This window comes from Pseudomonas putida, from assembly GCF_022627325.1.
GTDB lineage: Bacteria > Pseudomonadota > Gammaproteobacteria > Pseudomonadales > Pseudomonadaceae > Aquipseudomonas > Aquipseudomonas putida_X.
Map to the genome: position 1 here is coordinate 120691 of NZ_JAETZZ010000011.1, position 11456 is coordinate 132146.

General features: G+C 61.3%; 12 protein-coding genes. 3 read left to right on the forward strand and 9 right to left on the reverse strand.

Translation table 11 applies throughout. From position 1 onward, the window contains the following. Nucleotides 1–43 precede the first annotated feature (43 nt). The 3 genes from JNA92_RS18165 to JNA92_RS18175 all read right to left on the reverse strand — a co-directional run bounded on the left by JNA92_RS18165 (nt 44) and on the right by JNA92_RS18175 (nt 3322). Nucleotides 44–1222, reverse strand: coding sequence for a vWA domain-containing protein (locus JNA92_RS18165; RefSeq protein ID WP_241806031.1), 1179 nt, complete (start codon nt 1220–1222; stop codon nt 44–46). Between the two features lie 12 nt (nt 1223–1234). Continuing rightward, nucleotides 1235–2080 (reverse strand): AAA family ATPase, encoded by an 846-nt coding sequence (locus JNA92_RS18170; RefSeq protein WP_012315697.1) that lies wholly within the window; start codon nt 2078–2080, stop codon nt 1235–1237. Between the two features lie 168 nt (nt 2081–2248). After that, entirely contained in the window at nt 2249–3322 is a 1074-nt protein-coding gene (locus JNA92_RS18175; RefSeq protein ID WP_241806032.1) for a DUF748 domain-containing protein, read from the reverse strand. A 132-nt stretch (nt 3323–3454) separates the two neighbouring features. On the opposite strand from JNA92_RS18175, the gene cysK reads away from it, so the two are divergent. Beyond that, nucleotides 3455–4429, forward strand: coding sequence for a cysteine synthase A (cysK, locus tag JNA92_RS18180; protein ID WP_241806033.1), 975 nt, complete (start codon nt 3455–3457; stop codon nt 4427–4429). 228 nt (nt 4430–4657) lie between these two features. Then, nucleotides 4658–5593, forward strand: a complete 936-nt coding sequence (locus tag JNA92_RS18185; RefSeq protein ID WP_241806034.1) for an aspartyl/asparaginyl beta-hydroxylase domain-containing protein — start codon at nt 4658–4660, stop codon at nt 5591–5593. A gap of 66 nt (nt 5594–5659) precedes the next feature. Here the strand turns inward: JNA92_RS18185 and JNA92_RS18190 are convergent, their stop codons facing one another. Then, nucleotides 5660–5815, reverse strand: a complete 156-nt coding sequence (locus JNA92_RS18190) for a hypothetical protein (protein ID WP_241806035.1) — start codon at nt 5813–5815, stop codon at nt 5660–5662. A gap of 185 nt (nt 5816–6000) precedes the next feature. Between JNA92_RS18190 and JNA92_RS18195 the strand changes: the two genes are divergently transcribed. Next, nucleotides 6001–6882 (forward strand): DMT family transporter, encoded by an 882-nt coding sequence (locus tag JNA92_RS18195; protein WP_241806036.1) that lies wholly within the window; start codon nt 6001–6003, stop codon nt 6880–6882. 4 nt (nt 6883–6886) lie between these two features. On the opposite strand, the gene JNA92_RS18200 is transcribed toward JNA92_RS18195, so the two are convergent. The 5 genes from JNA92_RS18200 to JNA92_RS18220 form a co-directional block, all read right to left on the reverse strand. Next, on the reverse strand, nt 6887–7357 hold the full coding sequence (locus JNA92_RS18200; protein WP_241806037.1) for a DUF4265 domain-containing protein: 471 nt from the start codon (nt 7355–7357) through the stop codon (nt 6887–6889). A 232-nt stretch (nt 7358–7589) separates the two neighbouring features. Further along, nucleotides 7590–8819: a hypothetical protein gene (locus JNA92_RS18205; RefSeq protein WP_241806038.1), complete on the reverse strand. Its 1230-nt coding sequence runs from the start codon at nt 8817–8819 to the stop codon at nt 7590–7592. 387 nt (nt 8820–9206) lie between these two features. Next, nucleotides 9207–10166, reverse strand: a complete 960-nt coding sequence (locus JNA92_RS18210; protein WP_241806039.1) for a PDR/VanB family oxidoreductase — start codon at nt 10164–10166, stop codon at nt 9207–9209. Between the two features lie 8 nt (nt 10167–10174). Beyond that, a complete protein-coding gene (locus JNA92_RS18215; protein WP_241806040.1) occupies nt 10175–11209 on the reverse strand; it encodes an aromatic ring-hydroxylating oxygenase subunit alpha in 1035 nt (344 codons plus the stop codon). Nucleotides 11210–11228: 19 nt separating this feature from the next. Beyond that, the gene (locus JNA92_RS18220; protein WP_241806041.1) at nt 11229–11456 is read right to left on the reverse strand and encodes a recombinase-like helix-turn-helix domain-containing protein; all 228 of its coding nucleotides are present in this window, start codon (nt 11454–11456) and stop codon (nt 11229–11231) included.

Genomic DNA, 11456 nt, shown 5'->3' on the forward strand with positions numbered 1-11456 from the left:
CCGGCAAGCCGGCTTGCCGGCGATAGGGCCGGTACAGGCGAAACTACTTGGACAGATACCGCATCCCATCCTCCAACCCTTGCAAGGTCAGCGGATACATCTTGTCCTCGATCAGGTCACGCACCAGGTGTGTCGATGCGGTGTAATCCCAGGCCTGTTTCGGGTACGGGTTGATCCAGATGATCTTCTTGAATTTCGCCATGAAGCGCTGCATCCACACATACCCGGCCTCTTCGTTCCAGTGCTCCACACTGCCACCGGGCTGGGTGATCTCATAAGGCGCCATGGCCGCATCACCGACGAACACCACCTTGTAGTCATCGCCATACTTGTGCAGCAGGTCGAAGGTGGAGAAGCGCTCCGAAGTACGCCGCAGGTTGTTCTTCCACACCGACTCGTAAACGAAGTTGTGGAAGTAGTAATACTCCAGGTGCTTGAACTCGGTCTTGCAGGCCGAAAACAGCTCTTCGCAGACTTTGACATGGGCATCCATCGAGCCGCCGATGTCGAACAGCAACAGCAGCTTGACCGTGTTGCGCCGCTCAGGGCGCATCTGGATGTTCAACAGCCCGGCGTCACGTGCGGTATGGTCGATGGTGCCATCGATGTCCAGCTCTTCGGCGGCGCCTTCGCGGGCGAACTTGCGCAGCCGGCGCAGGGCCAGCTTGATGTTGCGCGTGCCCAACTCCACTTGGTCGTCGAGGTTCTTGTACTCGCGCTGGTCCCAGACCTTCACCGCCTTGCCCTGACGTTTGCCGGCGTCGCCCACGCGGATGCCTTCGGGGTTGAAACCGCCAGAGCCGAACGGGCTGGTACCGCCGGTGCCGATCCACTTGTTGCCACCGGCGTGGCGCTCCTTCTGCTCTTCGAGGCGTTTCTTGAATTCCTCGATGAGTTTGTCCAGGCCGCCCAGCGACTGGATCTGCGCGCGCTCCTCATCTGTCAGCGAGCGCTCGAACTCCTTGCGCAGCCAGTCTTCCGGGATCAGCGCTTCGAGATGCCGGTCGAGGTTCTCCAGGCCCTTGAAGTAAGCCGAGAACGCCCGGTCGAACTTGTCGAAATGGCGCTCGTCCTTCACCAGGATGGCCCGTGCCAGGTAGTAGAACTCGTCCATATCGGCGAACACCACACGCTGTTGCAGGGCGTTGAGCAGGTCGAGCAGTTCGCGCACCGATACCGGCACCTTGGCCGCACGCATTTCGTTGAACAGGTTGAGCAGCATGGCCGGCTCCTGTCAGCGGTTGCCGCGCCGGCTCATGAAGGCCAGGCGTTCGAGCAGTTGAACGTCCTGCTCATTTTTCACCAGGGCCCCGGCCAGCGGCGGGATGGCCTTGGTCGGGTCGCGCTCGCGCAATACCGCTTCGCCGATGTTGTCGGCCATCAACAGCTTGAGCCAGTCGACCAGCTCGCTGGTGGAGGGCTTTTTCTTCAGCCCCGGCACCTTGCGCACGTCGAAGAACACGTCAAGCGCTTCGCTGACCAGCGATTGCTTGATGTTGGGGTAGTGCACATCGACGATCTGCTGCAGGGTGTCGCGGTCCGGGAAGGCGATGTAGTGGAAGAAGCAGCGGCGCAAGAACGCGTCGGGCAGCTCTTTTTCGTTGTTGGAGGTGATGATGATGATCGGGCGTTGCTTGGCCTTGATGGTTTCGTCGATTTCATAGACGTAGAACTCCATCTTGTCGAGTTCCTGCAACAGGTCGTTGGGGAACTCGATATCGGCCTTGTCGATCTCGTCGATCAGCAGGATCACCCGCTCCTCGGCCTCGAAGGCTTCCCAGAGCTTGCCCTTCTTCAGGTAGTTGCGCACATCGTGGACTTTTTCAGTGCCCAGCTGCGAGTCGCGCAGGCGGCTGACCGCGTCGTACTCATAGAGGCCCTGGTGGGCCTTGGTGGTGGATTTGATGTGCCAGGTGATCAGGCGCGCGCCGAACGAGGCGGCCAGCTGTTCGGCGAGCATGGTCTTGCCGGTGCCTGGCTCGCCCTTGACCAGCAATGGGCGTTCGAGGGTGATGGCCGCGTTGACCGCCAGTTTCAGGTCGTCTGTGGCGACGTAGTCGCGGGTGCCTTCGAACTTCATTGGGAATGTCCTCTGCGGGGTGCCTGTTGCGGCCCTATCGCCGGCTTGCCGGCGATAGGGCCAGTACAGGCAACACATGTTTATCGTTTGTCAGCGACTATACCCCGGCCCCAGGCGGCTGCAAACGCAGACCGGGTATTCAGTCCCTGAATGGCTCGTCACGCCTGTTCAGTCGGAATCAGGCGCAGGCTGCTCATAGCGTGCGTTGAACGCCTGGACGAAGCCGTTGCGCAAAATCTGCAAAAACGCCTCGAAGGCGCTGATGTTCTGCTGGTGCACGCTGCCGCTGAGCTCCACACGGGTGGCGAACTGGTTTTTCGGCTGGTTCTTCAACACCGTTTCGCTGGCCCCGACCAGTGCTTCCCACACCGAGCGGAAAAAGCCTTTGTCCTTGTCCTCTATGTCCTGCTGCCAGTTGAACACGTCCACGTCGCGCAGCAACGGCTTGATGTAGCCGTTGAGCCGGCCGTTTTCCGCCTGGGCCTCGATCACCACATCGCCGTGCCCGGCATTGAAATCGAACTTGCCATAGGCACTGGCGAAGTCGTTCAGCCTGCGCAGCTCCAGGCCAGTTGCGCGCAGCCGGAATTCGAAATCATCGAAGTCGCTGAACGGGTCGAAGGTCGCGCGGCTCTCGACCTTGGCGTCGCCCAGCAGCAGGGCCTTGGCTTCGAAACTGGCGTCGCGCCGGCCTTTTTCGTCACGTACGTTGGTCAGGTTGCGGATGTTGGCGTCGAGCCGGGTGGCCTTGAGATCGACCGGCGGCTTGGAGTTGAAGTTGTGAAACGTGAGCGTGCCGTCATCGATGCGCACATCGTTGAGGGTGATCGGCAGCAGCTTCTCCAGTTGTTGGCGCCAGTCTGTACCTTGGCCGGTCTGAGAGTCCTGCTTGTCGCCGCCGTCGACGAAGTTGAGCTCGGGGCGTAGGAAGGTGACTTCGGCGACCACGGCATGGTCGTACCACAGCGCGTGCCAGCTCACCGACAGGTCGATCAGTGGCGCATCGAGCAGTGGCACCGGGACTTTGCCGCTGGTCTTGACGATCTTCAAGCCCTCGATCTGGTAGGCACCGCGCCACCAGGCCAGCTCGACGTCCGTGACCTGGCCACGGTACTCACCCATATCTGCCAACTTGTCGTTGAGGTAGTCGCGCACCAGGTAAGGCAGCGCCAGGTGCAGTGCCACCAACAGCACGACCAGGCTGGCCAGGCCGACCAGTGGCCAGCGATAACGCGCTTTCATCGCAGCAATCTCCAAGGCGGGTGGTGCGGTTGACCGCACGCCGCCTGGGCGAGTTCGAACGGACTTTACGGGCCAACGGGGCAGGCTTACCCTTTAAGTCTTTCCCTGCCACTTCATGCCAAGGACCCTGCCATGAGCCGTATCTACGCAGACAACGCCCATTCCATCGGCAATACGCCGCTGGTGCAGATCAACCGCATCGCCCCGCGCGGGGTGACCATCCTTGCCAAGATCGAAGGGCGCAACCCTGGGTACTCGGTCAAGTGCCGCATCGGCGCGAGCATGGTCTGGGACGCCGAGGGCAGCGGCAAGCTCAAGCCCGGCATGACCATCGTCGAGCCGACTTCAGGCAACACCGGTATTGGCCTGGCCTTCGTCGCCGCCGCCCGGGGTTACAAACTGCTCCTGACCATGCCGGCCTCGATGAGCCTGGAGCGTCGCAAGGTGCTGAAGGCCCTGGGCGCCGAGCTGGTGTTGACCGAGCCTGCCAAGGGCATGAAAGGCGCGATTGAGAAGGCCAACGAGATCGTCGCTTCGGACCCGTCGCAGTACTTCCTGCCAGGCCAGTTCGACAACCCGGCCAACCCGGCCATTCATGAAAAGACCACTGGCCCGGAAATCTGGAACGACACTGACGGTGCGGTCGACGTGCTGGTGGCCGGTGTGGGCACCGGTGGCACCATTACTGGCGTGTCGCGCTATATCAAGCACACCCAGGGCAAGGCGATCCTTTCGGTGGCGGTCGAACCTGTGGCCTCGCCGCTGATCAGCCAGACCTTGGCCGGTGAGGAGCTCAAGCCCAGCCCGCACAAGATCCAGGGCATCGGTGCCGGCTTTGTGCCGAAGAACCTTGACCTGTCGATCGTCGATCAGGTCGAGACCGTGACCGATGACGAGGCCAAGGCGATGGCCATCCGCCTGATGCAGGAGGAGGGGATCCTTTGCGGCATTTCCTGTGGCGCGGCGATGGCGGCGGCGGTGCGGCTTGCGGAAAAGCCGGAGATGCAGGGTAAGACCATCGTCGTGATCCTGCCCGACTCCGGTGAGCGCTACCTGTCGAGCATGCTGTTTGCCGACATGTTCAGCGAGCAGGAGAATCAGCAGTAAGCGGCAAGCGGCAAGCTGCAAGCTAAAGCGGACTGTGGGGGCCTTTCGCTTGAGGCTTGAAGCTTGAAGCTTGAAGCTTGAAGCTTGCGGCTTTCGTTTATTGCAAAATCTTCATGAGTGAGTTCTCGCCCGGGTTGTTTTTACCTAGGCGTGATGGGTTTATGATGGCCGGATGATTTTTATTGGGGGCAGGCAGCGCTGGCCTGCGCCCTCTCCAAGGAGTGTTGCATGACCTTTTCCTTCGTCGCCAAGGCAGGTGTCCTGCTGGTTTTTTTCGGCAGCGTGCTGTTCGTTCACCTGCGCGGCAAGGCTCGGTTGCCGGTCCTGCGCCAGTTCGTCAACCATTCCGCGCTGTTCGCCCCCTACAACGCGTTGATGTACCTGTTCTCCGGGGTGCCGTCCAAGCCCTACCTCGACCGCCAGCGCTTCCCTGAACTGGACGTGCTCAAGGACAACTGGCAGCAGATCCGTGAGGAGGCCATGCGCCTGTTCGATGAGGGCTACATCCGCGCTGCTGAAAAAGACAACGACGCAGGCTTCGGCTCGTTCTTCAAGAAGGGCTGGAAGCGCTTCTACCTGAAGTGGTACGACAAACCGCTGCCGTCGGCCGAGGCGCTGTGCCCCAAGACCGTCGAACTGGTCAGCGCCATTCCCAACGTCAAAGGCGCCATGTTTGCCCTGTTGCCCGGTGGCAGCCACCTCAACCCGCACCGCGACCCCTTCGCCGGTTCGCTGCGTTATCACTTGGGCTTGTCCACGCCGAACTCCGACAATTGCCGCATCTACGTCGACGGCCAGGCCTACGCCTGGCGCGATGGCGAAGACGTGATGTTCGACGAAACCTACGTGCACTGGGTCAAGAACGAAACCGACGTCACCCGGGTGATCCTGTTCTGCGACATCGAACGCCCGCTCAGCAGCCCGCTGATGACCCGCATCAACCGCAAGGTCAGCGACTTCCTCGGCCGTGCCACTGCACCGCAGAACACCGATGACGAGCGCGTGGGCGGCATCAACCAGGCGTACGCCTGGAGCAAACGCTTCAGCAACCGGATCAGCACCCACGTGAAGCAGTTCAAGCGTGCCAACCCTAAGGCCTACCGCATTCTGCGGCCGGTGCTGGCGGTGGTCGTGGCCTACCTGCTGTATCGCTGGTTGTTCTGAAGGTTCGGTGCCTGTTGGGCTCAATCGCCGGCGGCGATGGGGCCCACCAGGCATCACAGCAGCCCGCTATTGTCCCGGCTCTGATTCATCGCTATAGTCCAGAGCATTCACCTCCCCGAAGATCTGCTCATGCCTGCCAATCTGTCCACCACAAGCTTTGCCCTCGCGCCAGTCGCGGGCATGGTTGTGCGTGGCAGCCAGCAGCCGGTCATGGTCAGTCATTACCCACCACCTGTCAGTGGCGTTGTAGGCGGCGTAGCTCCGCCTCCTTGTGTGGTCGTGCTGGGCTGATCGGCTTTTTGCCGAACCCCTTCACACACGCAACCTACTGAACACGGTCGGCTACTTCCCTCGCTGAAGCGCACGCCGTCCGTTTGGCTTATCTGCCTACTATCAGGTGGCAATACATGTCTGTCTTTACCAAAGCATCCGTGGCCTCGGCGGCCACTACCAGCCTGTTCGTCCTGCTGTGGAGCAGTGGCGCCATCGTCTCCAAGCTCGGCCTGGCCCAAGCCAGCCCATTTGCCTTCCTGCTGCTGCGCTCAGCGCTGGCACTCACCGGGTTGCTGCTGATCGGCCCGTTGCTTGGGCTGCGCTGGCCGCGCACACGTGGGGCGATGCTGCGCGCCCTTGGCACCGGCTGCGTGCTGCTCGGTGCCTACCAGATCTTCTACCTGCTGGCGCTCAATACCCACGTGACCCCCGGCGTGATGGCCACGGTGATGGGGGTACAACCGATCCTCACTGTGGTGCTGATGGAGCGCCAGCGCTCCTGGCGCCGGCTGTTCGGTCTGGGCCTGGGGCTGGGCGGGCTGGTGATGGTGGTCTATCAGGGTATGAACCTGGGCGGTGTGTCGCTGGCCGGGATGCTGTTCGCCTTGCTGGCGCTAGGCAGCATGACCTTGGGTTCGATCCTGCAAAAACGCATCACGGAAAACCCCATGGGCACGCTGGGGCTGCAGTATCTGGCGGGGTTTGCCCTGTGTGCGGTGATCGCGCCGCTGCAGCCGCTGCACGTTACATGGAGCGGCAGTTTCATCGGTGCGCTGCTATGGATGGGGCTGGTGGTTTCGCTGCTGGCGACCCTGCTGCTGTACCGTCTGATCGCCAAAGGCAATCTGGTCAACGTCACCAGCCTGTTCTACCTGGTGCCGGCGGTGACTGCGGTGATGGACTTGCTGATCTTCGGTAATCGCCTGGCACCGCTCAGCCTGCTGGGCATGGGGCTGATCGTGGTCGGTTTGCTGTTCGTGTTCGGCAAGCCTGCCAGTCGTCTGGCCCGAGCCTAGGCCGTCAGCGAAACTCTTCGGGGATGGGGTGGCGCAGCACGCCTTCCTCGAAGTCCAGGTTGCCGGCCTCGCGCTGTGTCAGCAGGTAGTAGAGCAGGGTGTCGAGTGAGCGCGAGGGCGGGACTTCCACGGCCAGCATCCTGACCGCTTTTTCGACTTCGCTGGTGCAGCCGAACTCTTCGAGTGCTGCACGCACCTGCTCAAGGTCGCCGGCTGCTTTCACAAGAATGCGAAATACCGAAGCGCCGCCACTGCGCAGCAAACCTTCGAACCAGGATTGCTCGCCGTCTTCGCTGATGCTGATGGTATCGCCGGGTGCGATGCCGTAGGCATAGAACGGGAGGCTGTCGACCTGGTAGCCAGCCGCGGTGCGTTTTGCCCACAGGCCTTCCACCGATGCGGGTGGATAGCCTTGGGCATCCTGCTCCAGGCGCCAGAGCACGATCTTGTAGGCTGGGGTTTGCTCGGGGGGCATGGGCGTTACGTGTCTTGAGGGCTGCTTATCGTAATGTCCTTTGGCGACGTTGTCTGTACTGGCCCTATCGCCGGCTTGCCGGCTCCAGGGATCGCGCCAGCTTTTAGAAGTTGAGCAAGACAGATGCTCTCAACGGACTGCCCAGCAGTTGAAGCCCGATTCAATTTCTTGGGGCAGTCCACACTATGGGCCAGCTTGCCGGCGATAGCGCCGGCGCAGGCAACCAAGGCGGTTAGAAGTAATAGCCGATATTGATATTGGTTCGGTAATACCAGTCATTGCTGCCCACCGAGCTGGTGCTGGTCCAGCCTGTGCCATTTTCCGCCCCACCAAACGGGTTGGCATTGCGCGCCCAGGTCAGGTCGACCCAGGCCATGATCGGCATGGCCAGGAACTGCGCGCCAACAGTGAACATCTGCGAATCATCCCAGCCATGCTCATCCTTCATCATCCGGCTGTAGTCGGTATAGAGCTTGATTTTCTTAAGCTGCCCCAGCTTCGGGGTCAGTACGTCATAGCCGACGTTGACCGCTGCGAGGGTGGCCTTGGCGGCGATCAGGTAGGCAGGGGTCAGGCCGTTACCGCCCATCAGCACTGCGTCATTGCTGACCCCCGCCGGGTTCTTCGGATCGTACTCATAACGGATCGCCTGGCCCGTCATCGTCCAAGGGCCTGTGTTGAGCAGCGCGTGGACCCCGCCTGCCCAGTAATCGCCATCGTCATGGGTGGTGGCGTTGTACAGCTCGGCAGCCGCCAGCGAGGCACCCAGCTCGGTCTTCCAGCCATCACCGCTGAAGGTACGGGCGACACGGGCGTTGACCTGGTTGTGTTTCTCGTTGTCCTGGCGCGATTGGGTAAACGGCACGGCATTGTCGTCCAGGTCGGCATAACGCCCGACTTCTGGTGAGTAGCGCAGGCTTGAAGGCAGCATGCGCGGGAAGTAACCCAATTGCAGATCCCACTGCGCATCCTTGTAGCTGTATTTGAGGCCTGTGCCTGCGCTGACGCCGTAACCCATGAAGAACGGTATGTGATAGCTCCAGCCAAACTGTGGGTACGGCTCCAGGCCGAACGGTTTGAACGGCGCCCCGACTTGCAGGTTGGCTTGGGCGCTGAAGCGGTAGCCGATGTAGCCACGGTCGATCGAACGCTTGCCGTCGTCCTGGAACCAGTAGCCGACATCGCTGAACAGCTGGCGATGACTGGCCTGCACGTCGAGGCGGAAGGTATCGAACAGCAAGCGGCCGTTGTTTTCGGTGGTGTCCCAGTGTTCGTCGCGGTAGTTGACGCGCAGGGCGCCACCGATATCCAGGCTGCTCTGCCCGTCCTCGCTGCGCCAGGCGATGTGCGGGAAAGGCTTTTTCGCCGTGGGTGGCTGGTCCGGGGTGGCGGGGCCGGGTTCGGACGCGAAGCTTGCGCAGCTGCCGAGAATCAGACCGAGGCTTATCACATATCTTTTCATGCCATGCCCTGCAAGGTGGGGAAGTTTTCCGCAGGCAAAAGGGGAGCGTCGCCCGGTCCTGCGGGTATTTTGTTTTATGGGTGAGATGTTGTTTGACGAAGGGAATGGAGCAGGTTCTGTGCCAAGTTCTCTTGTTAAATAAAAGTGTATAAATAACAATTATTTATATTTGAAACGGCCTTGTTTGTACCGTATCTGGAACAGGCTGAAAGTTTGGTTACTGTTATGCCCAGGCACTGTGCGTCGGTGCACTATTTTGTCTTGGGTTGTATCAGTAGCTGCCTTGTCGCTGGCAAATCGCCGATAAGGAATGAACCGTAATAAAATCAGGTCAAAAAAAACCGGCCCATGAGGCCGGTCAAATTTACGCGTGAGCAAATGCTCGGTTCACAGGTCAAGCACCAACCGCCGGCTCTTGCACCCGGAAACACACACCATCATCGATTGGTTCGCCGCCCGTTCAGCTTTGGTCAGCACCCCGTCGCGATGGTCCACATCCCCCTCCAGCACCCGTGTCTCGCAAGAGCCACACACCCCCTCACGGCAGCTGTACTCGATATCGCAACCGGCTTCGAGCAATACATCCAGCAGGTTCAACCCAGGTTCGACGCTGACCGTCCTGCCTGAGCGGCTCAGCTCGACGCTGTAGCTGGCCTGGGCATCGTCCGAGGCCGCCACCTCGGCTGCGGTAAAGCGCTCGATATGCGCATGGGGGTAACCCAGGCGTTCGCAGGTCTGCTCGAAGGCATCGAGCATCGGCGTCGGCCCACAGCAGTAGAAGTGCGTGTCTGCAGGGCGCCCGTCCAGGTAGCCGGCCAGGTCCGGCAGGCCGCCTTTTTCGTCGTTGAAGTGGTAGATCACGTTTGCCCCAAGCCCGCTGATTTCCTCCAGCAGTGCGGCTTCGGCACGCGAGCGTGCACAGTAGATCAGCTCGGCCGAGCGCCCCAGCGCCAGCAACTGGCGGAACATGCAGTAGATCGGCGTAATGCCGATGCCACCCGCCACCAGTACGCTGTGGCTGGCGCGCGTGTCCAAGGCAAAGTTGTTGCGTGGCTGGGAGATCTGCAGTTGCGTGCCCACGCGCAGTTGCTCGTGCACATAGCGCGACCCCCCGCGGCTGGCCCGGTCACGCAGGATACCGACCACATAACGACCCTGGTCGCTTGGCGCGTTCAGCAGCGAGTAGCTGCGTACCAGGCCATTGGGCAGGTGCAGGTCGATGTGCGAACCGGCATCGAACGGCGCGAACACCGTGTCCCCCCAGGGGCGCAGCTCGACGCTGATGATGCCTTCGGCTTCATGGCGCAGGGTGTGCACCCGTGCGCTGATGGTTGAGGAGTTGGACATCGGGCACCTCAGGCCAGTTGCTGGGTTTCGATCAGGGCCAACTGTTCCTTGGCCTTGCCCTTGAGGTAGCGGCGCAGGCGCACCACGCCAAGGTCGTGCTGGTAGAGGTTTTCCCGTTGGTTGGCGTCGAACTCCATGAACTCCAGCAGCACCCGGTCCTGCTCCAGCACCGCCCAGTGGCGCGCTTCCAGGCGGTTCTTGTAGAGGAAGCGCCAGGTGTCGCGCTGCCAGCCGGTCAGCGGCCGCGCGCGCCAGTGGAACACGGCCGACAACGCTCGGCTGCTCGGCGTGTAGCTGCCGATGATGGTGAAGTTGCCGCCTGGGCCACCGGTCTTGGGGTATGGGATTTCCAGGCGCAGCCAGTGGCAGCCATTGTCGAGGAATTCGGTCCAGTCGAAGTTGACCCCGCGCTGGCCTTCTTTCTCGAAGACAAAGCCTTGTTCGGTATCGCGGGTGACGAACCTGGCGGTGGCTTCGCCCTCGCTCATGGAATGGGACATCTTGTGCAAGTAGGTGCCGTGCATCGGGTCCATGACGTTGTCGAGCACGTAGCGGTAGTCGCCTTTCCATTCGGTGTAGCAAAGGAAGCTGCTCCACTGGGGCGAGGTCAGCTGCTCGGGCAATACCAGCTCTGGTGGTGTGTCCAGGTGCGGGTCGGCGGCGTTGAACAGAAAGATTGCCCCTGCAGCCTCGCGGGTGTGGAACATCCGTGTAGGGCGGCTGCCTTCGAGTTTGCAGCCTGGGCTACCGGGCACTTTGGTGACAGTGCCGTCGCAGCGCACCTCGATGCCGTGGTACGGGCACTGCAGGCGATCACCCAGCACCGGCCCTTGGGACAGCGGCGCGCCACGGTGCGGGCAGTGGTCCTCAAGCGCGTGCACCTGGCCATCGTTGTCGCGCCACAGGGCGATCTTATAGCCCAGGCGACGGATGGAAAGGGGTTTTTCGTTCAACAGTTCCGATGGCAGCACCGGGAACCAGAGGTCTTTCAGGCCATTGGCCAGGTGTTGTTCAACAGGGTCGACGGTTATATGCATGTTCATCTTGTTCTTCTCCGCAGGCTCATTCGCCCAGCCGTGCCATCAGGGTTACAAAGGCGTCTTCAGTCCACTCTCCGCTGGTCAGCGGGCAAGGCGGGCCGGCCAGGTTGAGGTGGGCGAGTAATTGCGCCAGCTCGCTCACGCCATTGCCGTAGGCGCGCTCGATGGAGTCGCCGAGCAGGTCCTCGAACGGTGTGTTGGGGCGTTTGCGTGCCTGATGCGGCTGCAGGTAAACCTCGGGTGTGCTCAT

Coding starts and splice junctions, on each gene's coding strand:
- JNA92_RS18165 (WP_241806031.1), bottom strand. CDS start 1,222: ATGCTGCTCAACCTGTTCAACGAAATGCGTGCGGCCAAGGTGCCGGTA.
- JNA92_RS18170 (WP_012315697.1), bottom strand. CDS start 2,080: ATGAAGTTCGAAGGCACCCGCGACTACGTCGCCACAGACGACCTGAAA.
- JNA92_RS18175 (WP_241806032.1), bottom strand. CDS start 3,322: ATGAAAGCGCGTTATCGCTGGCCACTGGTCGGCCTGGCCAGCCTGGTC.
- cysK (WP_241806033.1), top strand. CDS start 3,455: ATGAGCCGTATCTACGCAGACAACGCCCATTCCATCGGCAATACGCCG.
- JNA92_RS18185 (WP_241806034.1), top strand. CDS start 4,658: ATGACCTTTTCCTTCGTCGCCAAGGCAGGTGTCCTGCTGGTTTTTTTC.
- JNA92_RS18190 (WP_241806035.1), bottom strand. CDS start 5,815: ATGACTGACCATGACCGGCTGCTGGCTGCCACGCACAACCATGCCCGC.
- JNA92_RS18195 (WP_241806036.1), top strand. CDS start 6,001: ATGTCTGTCTTTACCAAAGCATCCGTGGCCTCGGCGGCCACTACCAGC.
- JNA92_RS18200 (WP_241806037.1), bottom strand. CDS start 7,357: ATGCCCCCCGAGCAAACCCCAGCCTACAAGATCGTGCTCTGGCGCCTG.
- JNA92_RS18205 (WP_241806038.1), bottom strand. CDS start 8,819: ATGAAAAGATATGTGATAAGCCTCGGTCTGATTCTCGGCAGCTGCGCA.
- JNA92_RS18210 (WP_241806039.1), bottom strand. CDS start 10,166: ATGTCCAACTCCTCAACCATCAGCGCACGGGTGCACACCCTGCGCCAT.
- JNA92_RS18215 (WP_241806040.1), bottom strand. CDS start 11,209: ATGAACATGCATATAACCGTCGACCCTGTTGAACAACACCTGGCCAAT.
- JNA92_RS18220 (WP_241806041.1), bottom strand. CDS start 11,456: ATGAGCACACCCGAGGTTTACCTGCAGCCGCATCAGGCACGCAAACGC.